At 59.1% G+C, this 18,346-nt stretch carries 11 protein-coding genes and 4 pseudogenes; 5 read left to right on the plus strand and 10 right to left on the minus strand.

What is annotated here, in order from left to right:
- The first annotated feature begins 116 nt into the window (after positions 1 to 116).
- A complete protein-coding gene (locus ACHZCU_RS03770; protein WP_319517716.1) occupies positions 117 to 1,019 on the plus strand; it encodes a LysR family transcriptional regulator in 903 nt (300 codons plus the stop codon).
- A gap of 4 nt (positions 1,020 to 1,023) precedes the next feature.
- On the opposite strand, the gene ACHZCU_RS03775 is transcribed toward ACHZCU_RS03770, so the two are convergent.
- On the minus strand, positions 1,024 to 2,559 hold the full coding sequence (locus ACHZCU_RS03775) for a sulfatase-like hydrolase/transferase (protein ID WP_319517717.1): 1,536 nt from the start codon (positions 2,557 to 2,559) through the stop codon (positions 1,024 to 1,026).
- Positions 2,560 to 2,705: 146 nt separating this feature from the next.
- Between ACHZCU_RS03775 and ACHZCU_RS03780 the strand changes: the two are divergent.
- Positions 2,706 to 2,960 (plus strand): annotated as a pseudogene (locus ACHZCU_RS03780) (transposase); the annotation flags it as partial.
- A 36-nt stretch (positions 2,961 to 2,996) separates the two neighbouring features.
- Here ACHZCU_RS03780 and ACHZCU_RS03785 read toward each other — a convergent pair.
- A pseudogene (locus ACHZCU_RS03785) lies at positions 2,997 to 4,067 on the minus strand (IS3 family transposase).
- Positions 4,068 to 4,144: 77 nt separating this feature from the next.
- Here ACHZCU_RS03785 and ACHZCU_RS03790 point away from each other — a divergent pair.
- Positions 4,145 to 4,674: pseudogene (locus ACHZCU_RS03790) on the plus strand (2-dehydro-3-deoxygalactonokinase).
- Positions 4,675 to 4,804: 130 nt separating this feature from the next.
- On the opposite strand, the gene ACHZCU_RS03795 reads toward ACHZCU_RS03790, so the two are convergent.
- From ACHZCU_RS03795 to dctP, 4 genes and pseudogenes are all read right to left on the minus strand, one after another.
- Positions 4,805 to 5,359: a hypothetical protein gene (locus ACHZCU_RS03795; RefSeq protein WP_319517718.1), complete on the minus strand. Its 555-nt coding sequence runs from the start codon at positions 5,357 to 5,359 to the stop codon at positions 4,805 to 4,807.
- A 325-nt stretch (positions 5,360 to 5,684) separates the two neighbouring features.
- Positions 5,685 to 7,508 carry a DUF2264 domain-containing protein gene (locus ACHZCU_RS03800; RefSeq protein ID WP_319517719.1) on the minus strand — a complete coding sequence of 608 codons (1,824 nt, stop codon included), beginning with the start codon at positions 7,506 to 7,508 and terminating at the stop codon, positions 5,685 to 5,687.
- A gap of 29 nt (positions 7,509 to 7,537) precedes the next feature.
- Positions 7,538 to 9,328 (minus strand): TRAP transporter large permease subunit, encoded by a 1,791-nt coding sequence (locus ACHZCU_RS03805; RefSeq protein ID WP_319519738.1) that lies wholly within the window; start codon positions 9,326 to 9,328, stop codon positions 7,538 to 7,540.
- A gap of 241 nt (positions 9,329 to 9,569) precedes the next feature.
- A pseudogene (gene dctP, locus ACHZCU_RS03810) lies at positions 9,570 to 10,574 on the minus strand (TRAP transporter substrate-binding protein DctP).
- Positions 10,575 to 10,648: 74 nt separating this feature from the next.
- On the opposite strand from dctP, the gene ACHZCU_RS03815 reads away from it, so the two are divergent.
- Positions 10,649 to 12,010: a glycoside hydrolase family 88 protein gene (locus tag ACHZCU_RS03815; protein ID WP_319517722.1), complete on the plus strand. Its 1,362-nt coding sequence runs from the start codon at positions 10,649 to 10,651 to the stop codon at positions 12,008 to 12,010.
- A 206-nt stretch (positions 12,011 to 12,216) separates the two neighbouring features.
- A complete protein-coding gene (locus ACHZCU_RS03820) occupies positions 12,217 to 13,251 on the plus strand; it encodes a LacI family DNA-binding transcriptional regulator (protein ID WP_319517723.1) in 1,035 nt (344 codons plus the stop codon).
- A 184-nt stretch (positions 13,252 to 13,435) separates the two neighbouring features.
- Here the strand turns inward: ACHZCU_RS03820 and ACHZCU_RS03825 are convergent, their stop codons facing one another.
- Genes ACHZCU_RS03825 through ACHZCU_RS03840 form a run of 4 tightly spaced genes read right to left on the minus strand, consistent with a single transcriptional unit; the run spans position 13,436 to position 18,243 of the window.
- Positions 13,436 to 13,774, minus strand: coding sequence for a hypothetical protein (locus ACHZCU_RS03825; protein WP_319517724.1), 339 nt, complete (start codon positions 13,772 to 13,774; stop codon positions 13,436 to 13,438).
- Complete coding sequence (locus tag ACHZCU_RS03830) at positions 13,659 to 14,330, minus strand: hypothetical protein (RefSeq protein WP_319517725.1); 672 nt, start codon at positions 14,328 to 14,330, stop codon at positions 13,659 to 13,661. The genes ACHZCU_RS03825 and ACHZCU_RS03830 overlap by 116 nt, the downstream gene beginning before the upstream one ends.
- Positions 14,331 to 14,344: 14 nt before the next feature.
- Complete coding sequence (locus tag ACHZCU_RS03835) at positions 14,345 to 17,425, minus strand: efflux RND transporter permease subunit (RefSeq protein WP_319517726.1); 3,081 nt, start codon at positions 17,423 to 17,425, stop codon at positions 14,345 to 14,347.
- Positions 17,422 to 18,243, minus strand: a complete 822-nt coding sequence (locus ACHZCU_RS03840) for an efflux RND transporter periplasmic adaptor subunit (RefSeq protein WP_319517727.1) — start codon at positions 18,241 to 18,243, stop codon at positions 17,422 to 17,424. Before ACHZCU_RS03840 ends, ACHZCU_RS03835 begins: the two co-directional genes overlap by 4 nt.
- Between the last annotated feature and the right edge of the window lie 103 nt (positions 18,244 to 18,346).

Genomic DNA, 18,346 nt, shown 5'->3' on the forward strand with positions numbered 1-18,346 from the left:
CGCCGGTAAACCATTCGATGACGGTTGCGAACTGACGGATATCAATTGAAGTTATCAAAAACAAATGCCATTCTTTGCTGCAGCGATAATGGAATTTAATAGCTATGCTGGACAGAATGAGCCTGCTTTTCCGTTTCCGTACGATTGCCGAAGCGGGCAGTGTACGCAAGGCATCGGAGGTCCTGAACGTGACCCAGCCCGCTCTTTCGCGGTCTCTGGCGCAATTGGAGGATTTCTACGATGCCAAACTGCTGGAGCGCCATGCTCGCGGCGTTCGGCCGACGCCTTTCGGCACCAAACTTCTTTCAACGATATCGCGGCTTGCCCGCGACTGGGAACTCGCCGAGGCAGAGCTTGCCGGCAATGATCCTGCCGCCGAAGGGCGATTGCGCATTCATGCCGGCCCGTTGTGGTCGTCCGTCGTGCTGCCGACGATAACCTCGAAACTGCATACGCAATATCCCAATCTGACACTTGAAATGGCGCCCAGCGTGGCCGGTTCATCCCAGGCACTGATCGACGGACTGATCGATGTTTCCTTCGGCGGACTCTATGCGGAAAGCGAACATCCCAACCTGGAGACGCGCGCCTTTTCCAAGATCTGCGATCGCCTCGTCGCCCGCGCCGATCATCCCATCCAGCAATGCCGCGCCAATGATTATGAAGCCGTGCATTGCTACCCCTGGATCATCTATTCTGCCGATCCGATCTACGAGGCGGAGACGCTGCACGCCGTCATGGAACGTACCGGGCGACTGCCGCAGATCAGGGTGCGATCAAGCTCTCTTCTGGCCATTTTCCGCCTTCTGCAGGACGGCGACTACCTCTGCATCCTGCCGGATGCTGCCGCCCTCGGCATTCCCGGTCGCCCGATCCTGACCGTGCCGATCGAGCTTGGGCGGCGCAATTCCGATACTGGCGCGGTCTATCGCAGGGCGATCAGCCACTATCCGCCGCTTCAGGCGTTGATGGCGCTGTGCGCGGACTATTTCGAGACCATCGACCAACGCCTCGCATAGCGCCTCATGCGCCGGCAATTCGCGGCATGCGGGTGGGTTCGGATTTCATGATGCCTTGTATCATGGCATGAAGCATTCTGGCCTTGAGGTCCTGCGAAGCGGGATCATCCCAAAGATTGTCGATCTCACCGGGATCATCCTGAAGGTCGAACAGTTCGCCAAAACGGCCCTGACGATAAACCGTGATCTTGTAGCGCCGGTCGACATAGGTTTCGACATGCGGCATCACCGGATTGTGCCGGTTCTCGCAAAGAATGAAATCCCGCGCTTCCGGTCCGCCCTGCCAGTTCGACCATTGCGAGACGCCCTGCATTTCACCGGGCACAGCGATGCCAGCGGCCTCCAGAAAGGTCGGTGCCAGATCGACGAGGCTCTGCATATCCGCATTGACCGCGCCGGCGGCCACCTTGTCCGGTAGCCTGACGATCATCGGCAGGCGCAGCATGTCCTCATAGTGAAACGGCCCTTTGGCGATGAGGCCGTGCTGACCGAGAAAGTGGCCGTGATCGGTGGTGAACACCACCAGCGTATTCTCCGCCAGCCCCATATCGTCGAGTCTGTCCAGGATGCGGCCGATCTCCGAATCCAGAAAGCTCATCATTCCGAAATAGGTGGCCTTGTCCTTCCTCAGTTCCTCCTCCGGATAGAGATGGCTTTCGCAGCCATGCGCCTGATAGGGATCATGCCAGTCTCCGAAATCCGGATTTTCCTCCTGCGTTTTGCCAAAATGCGGCGGGTTGCGGTCGTGCTCACCGGGCGTGACCCGATCGATTTCCATGTCGTCCGGATCGTACATCGATGCCCAGGGTTCGCTGACGGTGTAAGGCGGATGCGGATCGTGAAAGCTCGCCCACAGAAAGAACGGCTTTCCGCTGCGGCCATGCTCGTCGAGATAGGCAATGCTGCGCTCGGCGGTCCATGTGGTATAGTGCATAGTGGCGGGAAGCGCCCATGAACGGTCAAGCCGGGTATAGCTGCCCTTCTTGCCGGTGCGCGGCGCTTTCGCAGCATTTTCGCCCGAAAGCGGCTGAAAATAATCGCGCCAGTCGACAAGCCCCTTCTCCTCCAGCCAGATCGCATAGTGCTGGCCTGCATGGCTTTCATCGGCGTGGTTGCGGGCAAGTTCCAGATGTTCGAACCCATACCAGGTACGGTTAAACCCTCGCCAGAAATCAAGATCGCGCAGGATCGGCTGACACTCGAGCGATTCCGACTCCGGAGTGCTTGCAAGCGGCTGGAAATGCGCTTTACCGATCAGCGCGGTATTGTAGCCCGTGGCAATCAGGTGTTCGCCGACAGTCGGGACATCCTCCGGCAGCTTGACCCCGATTGTCCAGGCCCCGTGATGCGATGGATACTGCCCCGTGATGATGCTTGCCCGCGACGGCGTGCAGACTGGCGAGGGGCAGTAAGCCCGGTCAAAACGTGTCCCTTCGCGACACAAGCGGTCAAGGTTCGGTGTCTTCAGTCTTGGATCACGAACCCCAAGCGCGTTGTAGTGCTGCTGATCGGTGGTGATCAGCAAAATATTCGGCCTCATCATAAACGCCTCCCATCCCAACGCCGCACCATAACGAAATGAATCGGCGAGAGCTTTCGAAAGGCATATCCGCTTCATGCAACAATTTTATCGCTCGCAGGTCGGAAGTGCTCCAATAGGAGTTCCTCGGCGAGGGGAATGCGTTCCGGCTTACCCAGCGCAACAGCTATCACGATAGGGACAGGGAGACGCGGGCCGGAACGGTGGAACTTCGCATTCCAAAGCTGCGCACCGGCAGCTATTTCCCGAGCTTCCTCGAACAGAGCCGCATTGCCGCAAAGGCTTTGACGGCGGTTATCCAAGAAGCCTATATTCGGGGTGTTTCAACCCGATCCGTCGATGACCTTGTCAAAGCCATGGGCATGTCGGGCATCTCCGAGAGCCAGGTCACCCGGCTGTGTGGACTTGCTTCGCGAAAGTGGAGAGGCGTTTGCGCGTTAGGCGGCTGTTCGTTCGAACTGAGCCGGGCTCATATAGTCGAGCGATGAATGCCGTCGGATGGGATTGTCATAGCAATTCCCCTTGCCTGACATGGAAATGTTGATGGCGTTCGCCTTCAGCATGGCCTGATATTCAATCGAGCAATATTGGCTTCCACGGTCCGAGTGATGGATCAGCCCTCTTGGCGGTCGTCGCACGGTGATGGCCATTTGGAGGGCTTGCAGCGCCAACTTGCGGTGTAGCCGGTCGCTGACAGCCCAGCCGACAACACGACGTGCGAAGAGGTCGATGACAACAGCGAGGTAAAGCCATCCTTCCCGTGTCCAGATATAGGATATATCGGCCCCCCACTTCTGTTTGGGACCTGTTGCTGCAAAATTCTGTGCGATGATATTCGGCGCGACGGGAAAAGCGTGATGACTGTCCGTGGTCTTTTGAAACGCCGATTCTGATGCGCATGCATTCCATTCTCCCGCATGAGCCGCGCAATCCGCCGACGACCAACGCCCCCTCCCTGATCCTGCAATTCCCGCGTCATGCGCGGGCTACCATATGTTTCGTTCGGAAGGGAATAAGCAGACCGCACATGCGCCAGCATCACCAGGTCGCCGCGCTGACGGTGGCTGGCGGACCTATCCCTCCAGGCAAAATAACCGCTTTGACTGACGCCCATGAGACGGCAAAGACGGTATGCGGGGAAATCCTTCTTCGCCTGCTCGATGAAATGGAACCTCATCGTTCGGCCTAGTCGCTCGGACCGATGGCGCTTCCGGCCTCACCCCGTCCTTGGCGAAAAAAGCTGTCGCCTTCTTCAGGATATCCCGCTCCTAACGCAAAATCTCGTTCTCTCGGCGAAGACATTTGAGTTCGGCGGCCATATCTTCATTCGCATCACGCAGGCCGAGATCATCCATCACCGCATCACGGTTCCGCGCAAGCCATCGGGGCAACGTCGAAAGACCGATACCGAGGTCCTCAGCAATTTCCTTGTGTGTCCGTCCGCTCGTCTCGGCAAGCCGAACGGCTTCTCGCTCAAATTCCTTCGTAAATGCTGGTCTCTTCGTCATAGAGGATTCCTTTCATCTCAAGAAAACCTCTCCACTTTCGCGAAGCAAGTCCACCAAAGGCCGAAGGTCAAACACTGATGGTTCTACCGGGCACGCATTCAAAATGGGTCGAGATCGAGGGGCGCTGCGTAAATTTCTTCTACAGCTACATGACCGGAGAGCTGTTCAGCGCATTGCGCCATGCCACCATACTCGGCCGCCTGATCCCTGAAATCGGCGTGCCGGCGCCGGAAGCGGCCCGGGACGCCTTTGAAAAGGGCGTACTCCTGGCACGTGAAAGCAGGCCAGGCGATCTTGCATACCAGATTTTTCCGCCAAAACCATGGGCTTGTTCGGGCGCATCGAACAGCCGGTGCTTGCCGACTACCTGTCCGGCATTGTCATCGGGCGCGAACTGGTCTTGGCCCATCACCGTTTCGCCACGCGCGTGGAAGCCGGAGCGCCATTGCTCATCATCGGCGATGACGCCCTTTGCAGCCGCTATATGGAAGAGATCAGTATTATCTTCGGCGCCACCCCGACGCATATGGGCAATACGGCACCGGCCGGGCTCTTCCGCTTTGCCCTGGAAGCCGGCTTGTTGCCGCAATCCGGTTTCGCGAGTTGATCCCAGTCCGGCGTCGGCGTACCGACGGTCACGTGACACGCCGACGCGGTATTGGCGGCCAGCTTCTTTTTCGCGATACGGGTGTCGCGGGAAAGCAGTGGTTACAAACAGGAACGGCATAAGACGACGATCACGCGCTGCCGTCGCGTCCCCATATCTCGATTTGCGTGAGACCTGGAAATGGCGAGGGTTCCTCGGCCTTTTGCATCGCATGAAGCCTCGCCCAACTGACATCTTTTTCCGGAAACAGAACCTCTTGTCCATGGCCGCTCTTTGTCAGGGCAACGCGGCACTCGCTGCCGTCGGAAAAGTCGAGCGTTGCCGATTTCCACCATGAATCGTGTGGAAAATCCGCCCTCAGGTAAATGAGAGCGCGGTCGATAGTGACCGTGCACCCGAAATCGACCACGAGCTCGGCCCGCGGTTCGCGATTGATGCCCCAGCTCGTATAGGGCCAGAAGCCGTGTTTGCTGTTGGCCGTGCATCCGCCGATCGCATTGCGCGCGGCGAAAGCTGCTTCACTGCGGGTCTCCACATTGGCAGAAACATGTGGCCAGAGCACTTCATTTGCTGCGAAATCATAAGGGTTGAATGCGAGATTGCGGTAGGCGCCAAGCTCTCCGACGGAGGCCAACCGCGCGCAGGCAATGCCGCAGCCCGGAGAAGGCCCACGGGGAATAGGCATTTCTGGACTCATCAGGGGGCACTGGGAAAACCAGCTTTCCGCCCTTCAGCAAACAGAGGGCAGGCTCCATGGCGTCATCAAGCTGAATGACGACGAAGCATTCTTTCACTTCGCCGTGAAGCTCGCTTGCCGCGCCCGGGTCGTAGGCCGCCTCGTGAGCCAGCAAGACTTCGTTCCCCGGAGGCCTCATTGAGAAGAGCGCCATTTTGAGCGTGTGTTTTCAGCACGAGCCGCATATTGCCGTTTTCCTATGGTGAGAGATGAGTTTGGGCCGGGGTGACTTCATTCTGGGCGCATGCTGTCGACATCCGTCCCCTGCTGCCGGTCAGCGCAACAGACGAGAGATCAAATCCAGCGATGACCGGGGAGACACGGCGAAGCGGTCGACCAGCGTATGTTCGCCCGCCGGCAATTCCACAGACAGAAATGGCACCGCGGTTCTTGCCTCATCGACATTGGTATTCGTCCGTTTTGAAACACCGGAACGTTTCGCGTAGCCGTCGATGCTCTGCATTGCAGAAATACCGTTGGTCCCCTTCACGCCCACGACCTGGCCGACGCGCGAAGCATCCGCACGGGTTTCGGAATTCGCTGTACCCAAAGCGCCGGTCATTGCGGCAACGGGAAGCACCACTGAAACATTTTCGTACCAGCCATAGACGGCGAAGCCCGTCTCCACGACCGTGGCCGGGCGCTTAAGGCGGAAGGCATGCTTTCGCACGGATGAGCCGTCCTGCATCACGTCGATCGTCGTCCTGACCTCCTGCTCGCCCGTCGTCCAGAGTGCCGTCAGGCGATTGTCCTCGACCAGAACCTCCATTCGCTTTCGAAGCATTTGCCAATTGAACCCGGCATCGAAACAAAAGGCCAAGATGTTGTCGCCAAACTTTCCGAGATCCGCGTACTGGAGCGCCTCGACCTCCATGGCGAAACCGGTCGAGTACGCGAACTTGTTGTATTTGTCGGGCTGGACTTTCGGATGCAGCGGCGCCGCATAGTGAATGACGCTCTCGCCCTCTATCCTCTGCGCGATTTGCGATGCAGCCGGCATGGGATAGACGGTCTTTTCATGCCGTGCGGGCACTTCCTCCGCGGTCCAGAAAGCACTGTCTTCTGCCAGCATCAGCGGAAAGAACGCCTTGAAGCTCCAGTATGGCGATGTCGGAGAATTGTAATCCTCGCACATCAGCAGGTTGGGATAACCATAGCCGCGCGTCAATAATCCATCGGTGGTGAAAATCGGCTTGTCACGCCAGGAGCGGATCTGACGGGCCCAATACCCCTTGATGACGCCGATATCGATGCCGGGAACATCGGCAGCGGCCAGCATGCCCCAAAAAGCCGAGGTCGCGAACCGATAGGTGAGCGACCGTCCGACCGGCATGCATTTGCCGTCATCCGCGAACCAGTATGAGAAAGGTTCGATGAAGGCCTTACCCCTCTGTCTGAAAAGCTGTGAAAGCTCGCTGTCCGGCACCTTGGCAAGACGCGCATAGAGCAGCCCGTAAAAGTGCATGGCGAAAGCGCCATAGTGGTTTACCGTTGCCGCCCGGCCATCGCCATACCAGCCGTCCCCAAGATACCAGTTGCTCAGTTGAGTCAGAAAATCACGCTCCAGAACATCGTCGACAAGGTCTTCGCGACCAACGGATCTAAGCGCCTCCTGGACAAGAACAGTGAAGAAGCGCCAGTTGTTGAGAGGCATCGGGACACACTGGATGCGGGCAAGCCAGCGACATAGATTGTCGCGCTGCTTTGCTGTCAGAGGTTCCCAACCATATTCAGGCAGCGCCATGAGCAGCAATCCGATGGCGGGCATCTCGACGCTGCGTTGATTGTGATCCGTCGTATCGCCCCAGAAACGCGGACTGTTTGGATCGGTCCCCTCGATGATCGCGTTTCTGAACAATTGCCAGTGCTCGAAGGTCCCACCGCCGAGCACATAGGGAACGATCCCCCAGAGCGGACGCGCCACGCCCTCCAGATGGCTCGCCCGCATATCGTAGTGCGCACCGCCTTCGTGAAAATCGACCGAGGCGCCCTGATCGCGAAGATAGGGAAGCAGAGGCGTGACGAGATCGACGAGAAGGCGCTGGAAGTCACTCCTGCTCTTCATCGCATTTGATGTGAAGCTGGCGTATCGGGTCATGTCCGTTCCAGTGTTGCTGCGTGTCCGGCCTAAAGGCCGAACAGGCGGGGAATGGTCAGGCTGATGGCCGGCAGATAGGTGACGAGGAGAAGCCCGGCAAACTGCAGGAAGAAGATCGGCAGCAGAGGCTTGACCACCTTGGTGATCTTTTCGCCCGTGATGCTGCACGACACAAACAGAACCGTGCCAACGGGTGGCGTGACCACACCCATGCAAAGATTATAGATCAGCACGACACCGAAATGGACCGGATCAATACCAAGCTCGGTCACGACCGGATAGAAAATCGGCGTAAAGATCAGCATCGCCGGGGTCATGTCCATGAAGACGCCGACGACCAGAAGGGAGATATTGATCAGCAGCAGGACAATATACTTGTTTTCGCTGACGCTCATCAACAGCGTGCCGATCGTGTCGGGGATGCTGGCGAAGGTCATGCTCCAGCTCATCAGGCCCGAACATGCAATCAGGAACAGGATCGCCCCGGACGTCACAACGGTTTCGCCCGCCGCCCGAATAAGCTTGGCCATGGTGAGGTCGCGATAAACGACAGCCAGGAGAAAACTGTAAAGGGCAGCAACGCCGGCACCTTCAACGGCCGTGAAAACACCGCCGAGAATACCGCCGATCACGACAACGACAAGCGAAAGGCTTGGCAAGGCGCGCCAGAAGACGATAGCGACTTCAGAAAAACGGTATGGGCTCCTGTCAACCGAGTAGCCCCGGCGCTTCGCATAAAGCCAGGCGACCAGCATGACCGCGCCACCCATGATCATACCCGGCAGATAACCAGCCAGGAACATTGCGATGATCGAGGCGCTACCGCCTGTGATCAGCGAATAGAGAATGAAGGGTCCGGACGGGGGAATCAGCATGCCGCAAGGCGCCGAGGCAGCATTGACAGCCGTCGTGAACGGCATGTCATAGTCTTTCTCCCGGGCAGCAGGGGCGATCATGCTGCCAATGGCAGTGGCTGCGGCGATACCCGAACCGGAAAGGCAGCCGAAAAGCATATTGGCCAGAATGTTGGATTGCCAAAGGTTGCCGGCAATCCGCCGTCCCAAAAGCATTGCCAGATCGATCAGCCGCTGGGCAATACCGCCCTGATTCATGATGGCCCCGGCCAACACGAAGAATGGAAGCGCCAGAAAGCCGAAATTATCGAGACTGCTGAAGATATTCTCGCCCACGGTCGTGAACAGCGAGCCAAAATCCAGCTGAAGGCTCAGCGTTATGATACCGGCGAAAGCAAGGCCGGCGGCAATGGCGGTCCCCAGAAACAGGAACCCGAAAAATGCCACAAACAGAACGACCAGAGAGAATATCTCCAGGTGATCGAACACCAGGTTTTCATAAACCGCCGTTTTGCGAAAGACGAGCCAGAAAACAGAAACGGCAAGCATCGTGACCACGATACCCAGCAGGCTTTTCAGGGTCAGGGCGCCGGAACGAACAGCCGCCAGAAGCTGCACGCCTTGCGACAGGACCGTCAAAATCCCGGAAATGAGCAACACGCTCTGTATCGAGCCAAGCGAAACGCCGAGCAACGGCACGATTGTGCGGGCATTGTCGGATATCGCATGAAAACCACTATAGCTGAGCACCAGACCGAAAAGCAGAGCCAGGATGGTGTTGAAGGCGTTTAGCCGCGCTGCCGCCTTGGGCGACACCATGTCGGTTACCAAGGGCAGATTGAGGTGGCGGCCGGTCATGAAGCAGTAAGCCGACCCCAGAATGCCAAGCCAGACCAACGAATAGCGCAGCAGGCTCTCTGTCAGTGCGCTTGGCGCATTGAAAAAAATAGCGGGCCAGAACCTGATATGAAATCAGAACGCTCATGGCGAGCGTGAGAACAACGAGAAAGGCCCACACTGTCTTGATCAACAAGGCATATAGGCGCGCGAAAGCTCCAGGCTCCGGCTGGCTGACGGTCTTGACCGATTGTTGCATGATAGGCTCCGCCCAATGTCGTCCGGATGCGCTTGAAAGGAACTGCAAAAGGTTGGAACATCCGGGAAAGAAAAGGGCGCACGCGCTGGCGCGCGCCCAGACTCAACAGTATTAGAACTGACGATTTTCGATTTCGAAGATCGCCTCAAGCAGAGGCCCCTTCTGTTCATCCTCAGCCGCTTCGCGGAGCATCGGCCGGACGGCTTCGATGAAGGGGCCGGTATCGACCTCGACAAATGTAACGCCGAGTTCGTCAACCGCCTTCTGTTCGTTGCTGCGGATTCGCTCTTCAATGAAGTCGACAGATTTCTCACTGAGTTTGGCGAATTCGTCGACCACGATCTGCAGATCCTCAGGCCCGACACGCTCTTGGAACTTCTCGCTCATGATGACGAAATCAGTCAGGCGCGTCTGGTCCGTGCGCAACGCCCAGGGCGCCACCTCACCGAATTTCTGGGTCTACAGGCCACCGAGCCCGCCTTCGGCCCCATCAATGACGCCCTGCTGCAGCGCAGGGAATACGTCGGTATAGGACATGGGTGTGGGAACCGCGCCGAAACGCTCGAGCATTTCGATATAGGTCTCGCTCGTCATCGTCCGAATCTTGAGACCCGCAAGGTCATCAATGCCGTCGACTTCCTGATTCACGAACAGGCCACGGAACCCGTTGCTGATGTAGCCGAGGGGCGCAAAATGGTGGGAAGCTGCGCCTTCGAACAACATCTGCTTGACGGCCGGATCCGACATGACATCTCGATATTCGTCAGCCGTACGGAAGACGTATGGCAGATTGACAACGCCGAACTCGGGAATCACATTTTCCAGCGCGCCGCTGTTGACCAGAGCCATGTCAATGACACCCTTCGGGATCTGTTGCAGATAGGCCATCTGATCACCGAGAACACCGTTGAAGAAAATTTTGATCCTGACGCGTCCATCCGTCTTTTCGGCAACATCGCGGACAAACTCATTGAGCAATACGCCGCTTCCGTCATTTTCAGACGTGTTTGTGGCCATCTTGTAGGTCGCCGCCTGGGCCCCCGTGGCAAACATCGCGACTGCGCAGCCGAGCGAGATCACGATTTTTCGAAAATTAGAATTTTTTTCTGGGCGCATCAGTCTTGCCTCCTTGTATGAGCACCTAATTTGCGAGGAAAAACAGTCCCGCCTGCCATTTGAAGGCCAACGTATTGCTCTTCTGGCCGCTCGAAAACCTCAAGCGTTCCAACGCCACTTGGTTCTTTTCCTCCCAAGCCTCGCTTGGAAAGTACGTAACTCCGAAAACTCAATCAATCAATCAGAAATTTTCTATTTACAGAAAATATTTATTTTATAGAAAGTTTCGAAAATTCATTAAATTCGGTGAAGTCATGAACACGCAAGCCAGCCAATACTATTCCCGCCGCCCGCAATCCAGAAATGTCGAAAGGTACCAGGCCGCGCTTGATCGTTGTGTGCAGCGACTGGGCTCCACCATGAACCAGATCGGATTACGCAACCCGAAGATCGGGCTGCCCGACTTGACATGGGCCTATTGCGAGCCGGGTGACTGGGTGCAGGGCTTTCATTCGGGACAGCTTTGGCTTGCCTATCAGATGACCGGCGACGTCAGATTCCGCGAAGCGGCAAGGGCACGGCGGCCGGACTTCCGCTATGTCCTTGAGCATCGCGCCATGCGGGATCACGATTTGGGTTTCCAGTTTTCCCTGCATTCCGTTGCAGATTGGCTGATGACCGCTGACTGGCAGGCGCGGCAGATGGCCCTTGAGGCCGCCAATGCCCTTGTCGGCCGCTACCGTGCGGAAGGTGGGTATATTCAGGCATGGAGCGCGCGCGAGACCGGCGACCGCGACCGCGCCGTTTTCGTGAATGGTCGGATGATCGCCGATACCATGCAAAACCTCGCGCTTCTCTATTGGGCTCATCGTGAAACGGCGATTGAGGACTTCCGAACTGTGGCCGAAAATCACGCCGAAACAACACGCCAGCACCTTGTGCGCTCCGACGGTTCGAGTTTCCATACTTTCATTTTCGATCCGTCGACGGGCGAGCCCATCCGCGGGGAAACCCATCAGGGCCGCGCCGACGACTCATGCTGGTCGCGCGGGCAGGCATGGCTCCTCCACGGCTTTGCGCAATGCTATGTTGCAACCGGAAACCGCGCCCACCTGGAAACGGCCGAGCATATCGCCGGTCGTACGGAGGAATTGTTGGCCGGGGCGAGCGTGCCTCCGTGGGATTTCAGCGCTGCGGATGACCAGCCCACATTCATCGACAGCTCGGCCGGGGCCGTCATGGCCGCGGGCCTGCAGATACTCGCCCTGGTCACAGAACCGGAGTCAGCCGAGCGCTGGCGTGCGCTTGGCGACCATTTGCTTGACGGTTTGTTGGAGCAATGCGACCTGACCAACCATCCGACGGCGCAAGGGTTGCTTTCCGGCGGCGCTGCTCATGTCAATGTTGGAAAGGCGGATACCATGTTGCCCTATGGCGACTATTACTTCATGGAGGCGCTGATGCGTGCGCAGGGGCATTCGCGTTTCTTCTGGTAGGCCTGCCGGTCGTGCCGGGCATGCCCTTCGGACCGTAGGGCGATGCCAATGCTACCGCCTTTGCGAAAACCTCCGGTTTGCGTCTGTCAGCGGTATAGGGTACCGCTCTTGAAGCCTGCCGATTTACGGTTGAGGTTGTGGTCGATAGTGCGTATCGAAACCAACAGGCCTTTTCATCCGGATGGGGACCAGCAGAAAGCAATAAGATGAGCTCGAAAGATGAAAAAGGCCCCACACTGAAGGATGTGGCCGACGCCGCAGGCGTATCGGTCGCCGTCGCCTCGAAAGTTCTCAACCGCCGCGAGGGCGTAAGCCAGGCCAGTCGCGACCGCGTGATGCAGACCGCCAACACAATCGGCTATCGCGCGCGCAGCAGGCGTGCTTCATCATCCCTCGAATTCGAGTCGGTGACGGTCGTCACTCTGGATCGCTATGTCACCGACAATCCGTTTCACAGCGAAGTTATCGACGGCATACTGGCCGAGGCGCGCGAAGAGGGGTTGAGTGCGGATGTAAGGGTAATCTCCGCCGAAAGCGCGGCAAAGGGTGATCCCGCCCAGCTCTGGCAAAACCGGCCCGCGTCTGTAATTTTGGTCGGCATAGACAACAGCGGTCTGCTGGATGCGATATACGACGCACAGATACCGACGGTGATTGTCAACGGCATGGACCGCAGCATGCGCATTTCCAGTGTGTCTCCCGATTATCACTTCGGCGGCGTTGCAGCAACACAGCATCTTCTGCAACTTGGTCACCGCCAGATTGTCCACGTAACCCATCCGCACCGGCAATCATTGCGCAGGCGCCTAGATGGTTTTCGCGAGGCTCTTGAGGAGGCGGGTATCGAATTTTCTGCCGACCGGCATGTGCTTGACCTCGGCGATCCGCACATGATCGGCATCAATGCCCGCGAGATCATCAGCAGGATGATAGACGAGAACCGTGAACTACCCACGGCGTTCTTCTGCGTGGCGGATATTGTCGCCCTCGGCGTGGTTCAGGCCATACAGGCGCATGGCCTTTCGGTACCAGAAGACGTATCTGTGATGGGCTTTGACGGCTTATCGATCGGAGCGCACTCGTCCCCGCCGCTCAGCACCGTGCGCATCGACAGGCAGGAACTTGGACGAACGGGACTGAAATTGCTGCTTGAGCAGAATTCCGCCAACAAACCCTCGGCCAAGCGTGTGGGCATGGGTGTCGAGGTCGTGCCCCGGCTATCGACCGGACCCGCCCGATAGACTTCGCAGCTACGACCGATGGGCGACCTCGAGGCCCACAAGGTTGCCCGTGATCTCCCACGGTAGCCTCTCTGTTCCGTATGGCCCATCTTTCAAGCTTGGTCTCGAAGCCAGCATTGCTCCGTCTGCCCTTCGAATACGGCCTCCAGCCAACGTGTTCCCTGAACGCCTGTGACAATGCCGATCAGGATTGATAGCCGCCGGTGTAGAATTGCACGCCGAGCTCAGATGTATGCATCACCATGCGACGGCCAGAGCCGGGGTAATAGGTGTCAATGCAGAACCGCAGCGCGTCGGTTCCATCAAGGCAAAGGTTGTGGTCATACCCGCTGCCTTCGGCAAAGATCTCGCCACCAACACCGGCAAGCTGCTCGATGTCCTGACCGATGGCCTTCGGCGTGGTAAAGTCAAACGCAGTGTCCTTGACGCCGAGGATCTCGCCGGTCGCCAGCAGGTCCTCGTCGACAGGCGTGTAAAAGCTCGCGCCGAACCGCACGCACCACATGGTCGAGAATTTCGCCATTGCCCTGTCCGCTGAGGTTGAAATAGGCGTGGTTCACCATGTTTATGAGCGTTAGCTTGTCGCTTTTCGCTTCCATGGCGATCAACAGGCGGTTGTCGTCGGTCAGTTCATAGGTCGTGCGTAACCTCGCCCGTCCCGGAAAGCCCATCTCACCATCCTCGGACACCGAGGAAAAAGTGATGCGGTTGACGGTCTGGTCCTCGGTATTCCAGAGTTTGCGATCAAAGCCCTCGGTGCCACCGTGCAGGTGGTTGCCGTGTGCACGTTTCAATGTGCGCTTCGTCTTGTTCGGCTCTATACCGACGATGCCGCGGCAAACACGCCCAAAAGCCTGCCTGTTCCTTTTGAACCAGAGAACGGTTTGCTTGCGATCCTCATGGGACTCATCGTGTCTTTCGGCGTCATAGAGTAGAAGTACGAAAGCTTTTTCGTTGCAGAGCAGCATCTCCATTTCGAGCATCCACTGCGTTGCATAGCCCCGCATGAGCCTGTCGGTTTTGATTTCCACGAGCGGGAAGTTGGTGGCGTCGTGAATTGTAAAGCTGGGGACATTCATTTGAGACTTCCTTGTCAAAGCTGGGCGTTCTCTTGAGCCAATTCCGGCGTATCATGCGCCCGCCATCGCAGGAGCCGTCCGCCGAGACGGGCGATATCCTCCGTCAGGAGGTAAAGCGCCGGGATCGTCACCAGCGACAGCAGGGTGGAGAGCGTCAGCCCTCCGATCACGGCAATCGCCATCGGCGCCCGAAACGCGCCGCCGCCCCCGATCCCCAATGCGCTTGGAACCATCCCGGCGGTCATGGCGAGTGTGGTCATGATGATCGGCTTTGCACGTGTGCGGCACGCATGGATGATGGCCTCGACCGGCGCCATGCCCCGGTGGCGACCATGCTGGGCGAAATCGACCAGCATGATGCCGTTCTTGGCAACGATCCCCATGAGCATCAGAATTCCGATCAAGACGGGCAGATTGACCGGGGTCTGGGTCGCGATGAGCGCCAGGATTGCCCCCGTGAGCGAGAGCGGCAACGACAGCATGATGACGAGAGGCAGGCGCACGCCTGAGAACAACAGCACAAGGATCGCGAACATCAAGAGGACGCCCGTTCCGAGGGCGGACAGGAAATCGCTCAGCACCTCATCCATCACCTCGCCGTCACCCGAAGGGGTAACGCTCACCACTGACGGCAACGACTTTGCTTCCGGCATGGCGAGAATGGCGTCGAGCGCGGTGCCCAGCGTCGAACCGCTCGCAAGGTCGGCCCCCAGAACCACCCGGCGCTGACGATCATAACGTTCGATGGAGGACGAACCGCTGCGAAGGCTGATGTCTGCGACCGCCTCGAGCGGGATCGCTTGCCCGTCTATGCGCGCCACGGGCAAGGCGCGGATCAGCGCCAGATCGCTTCGGCGATCAAGTTGTACGCGAACAGGTATCAGGCGCCCGGGCGTTTTCAGCTTTGGCAGATTGGTCTCCACATCACCGATTGCCGCGACGCGAATGCCCTCGCTGATCGCCTCGGTGGCGACCCCCAGACGCGCAGCATCGAGCACGCGCGGGGTGATGTGAATTTCGGTGCGTTCCAGCCCGGCACTTGCTGCCACATTGGCAAGGCCGGGCAGCTGACGCATGGCGCTTTCCAGGGAAGAGACGGCGGCATCCAGCGCTTCCGGGGCGCTCGAAGCGACAGAGACCGCGACCTCCCGGCCACCATTCTCGTTGAGTGGCCAGGCCCGGATGTCGGGGACGGCGGCCAGGCGATCACGGATGTCGGCCTGGACCGCTTTTTGATCGCGATCCCTGTCGCTCTTCGGTGCGAGGTGCACGATCAGCGTCGCGTGGCGCACGTCCGCCTCACCGGAGGGCGCAACGCCACCATGGACGAAGACCTGCCGGACCTCGGGAACGGACCGTGCGGTCCGCACGGCCGCATCCGTCCTGTCCACCATCGTATCGAGCGTGACGCCAGGAGGCGCTTCAAGCGCGAAGACGGCACGGCCGGTATCCTCCACAGGGATAAGATCGTCCGGCAACAGTGCTGCTGCGAACAAAGACAGGACGAAAACGAGAAGGCTTGCCAATGTCACGACAAGCCGGTGACGCGTGGCCCAGCCGAGCAAGCGCGCATAAGCGCGCATCGCGCGTCCGTCGGCTCTCTGCTCGCTGCCGTGCGCGCGTAACATGCGCGCTGCCATCATCGGCGTGATCAACCGGGCAACGGCAAGCGAGAACAGGACAGCGATCGCCACGGTCAGACCGAACTGCTTGAAATACTGTCCGCCGATGCCGCCCATGAAACTGACCGGCACGAAGACCGCCGCGACAGTGAGTGAAATAGCGGCGACGGCAAGGCCGATCTCGGCAGCCGCTTCCTTGGAGGCAGCAATGGCCGACCTTCCCATGCGCATATGACGCACGATATTTTCGATCTCGACGATGGCATCGTCCACGAGGATGCCGGTAACCAGCGTGATACCGAGAAGGGTAATGGTGTTCAGCGAGAAGCCGGCCACATCGAGCACAAAGAATGTCGGGATGATGGAGAGCGGCAGTGCGGCGGCTGCGACAATGGTGGCGCGCAGATCGCGCAGGAACAGAAAGACGACGATCACTGCCAGAACCGCCCCTTCGACGAGCGTGCTCATGGCAGCATGAAACGTCTCCCCGGTCACCGTAACGGGTGCATCGATACGGGTGAAGGCGACCTCGGGATGCCGTGTCTGCAGGGCGGCAAGCGCATCTTCGACGCGCGCGGCCACAGCCACCTCGTCGGAGCCACGCGCGCGAAAGACAGAAAATGCAACGACCGTTCGCTCCCCGTCGAGCCTTGCGAAACTGCGCGGTTCGGCCGACGTGTCGATCACACGTGCCAAATCGCCGAGGCGAACCATGCGCCCGTCCGAGAGATTGAGGTAGGTATCAGCCAGATCTTCGGCGCTGCGGCTGCGGCCGAGCGTGCGGATCGGCTGTTCGCCGCTCCCCGCCGCCCAGCGTCCGCCGGAAAGGTTTGTGCTCATCGCCGCGAGATGCGCGGTGACATCGGCGGCAGAAACGCCCAGAGCCAGCAACCGCTCGGGCTGCAATGCCACCAGGATTTCGCGGTCTGCCCCGCCCAGTCGCCGCACTTCCCCCACGCCGGTAAGACCTTGCAGGCGATGCGCCACGCTGTCGTCGACAAACCAGGAAAGTGCTTGCGGCGAAAGATCAGGCGCCGCGACGGTGTATGTGAGAATGGCCTGCCCTTCGACATCCACCTTGGCAACCGTGGGCGGATCAATGTCACCGGGAAGATCGGAGCGGATCGTATCGATCGCGTTCTTCACGTCGGCCAGCACCGCATCGCTTGAAACGCCAAGGCGGAATTCGGCTGTGGTCACGCTATTGCCGTCGGTCATCGTCGAGCGGACATGCTTGATGCCTGTCAGGCTGGCCACGGCGTTCTCGACAAGGCGGGTAACGTCCGATTCCAGCTCTTCGGGCGCCGCGCCGGGCTGAACGATGCTCACGGTGATTGTCGGCATATCGATGCTTGGAGCGCGGGCGACCGGCAACGCGCCAAACGCGGAAAGCCCCAATACGGTGAGCGCGACGAACAGGACGATCGAAGGAATGGGACGGTCGATGGCCCAGGCGGAAATATTGAAATTCACGACGGATCTCCCGCGTCTTCGGGCCCGAGGACGGCCGTGACAGGGTCGCCATCCCTCAAAAAGGCCCCCGCCAGAGCCACGACCGCTTCGCCCGCGCCGAGACCGGACAGAACACGTGCACGCCCGCCGGCGACGGGACCAAGCACGATGGGACGTCGTCTGGCCTCACCGTCAGCCACGGTGAAGACGAAAACGCCGCCGTTTTCGAATAGAAGGCTCGTCTGCGGTATGGTGAGGCCCGAATTCTGTCTGGTTTCGATCGCGCCGACGGCCGCCGCGCCGACGGGAATACCGGCAGCATCGGGAAGCGCGATACGGACCGTGCCGAGCTGGGAGCTGGTGTCGATCGCCGGTGCAACCTGGCGCACTCGACCGTTGAACTTACGGCCATCCGTCAGAGTGACCAGGACCGCCTGCCCAGCTTCAATCTGCGCCATTGCGGATTGAGCGACGGTGCCGACCAGTTCGAGCTCCCCCTTGCCGACAAGCTGGAACAGCGGGGCCCCATCGCTGAGCGCGCCGAGCCGCGCGGGACGACGGCTGACGATACCCGCCATCGGCGCCTCGATCCGCGTATGAGCGAGCTTGATTTCCTGTGCGCGTTTGCCCGCCCGCGCCCCGGCCAGAACCTGTCGCGCTTCAAGAACGCGACCTTTCGCGACTTGCGCTGCCGTATCCGCTTCTTCAATGCGCTGCACGGAGATTGCACCGCCCGGTCGCAACTGGTTCGCCCGCTCCAGCGCTCTGTCCGCCTGACGCTGATCCATTTCGGCCTGCGTCAGCCGCGCCTCCGCCAGCGCTTTCAGCGTTGCGTTCACGCGTGAGGTGGGAATGTCGCCGGCACGCTATGCGCGCGACGCCGCCGTATTGTCCAACACTGCAGCAGAGGAATTTGAAGGTGCCATCGCCTGAACGGGACAT

The organism is uncultured Martelella sp., assembly GCF_963677965.2.
GTDB lineage: Bacteria > Pseudomonadota > Alphaproteobacteria > Rhizobiales > Rhizobiaceae > Martelella > Martelella mangrovi.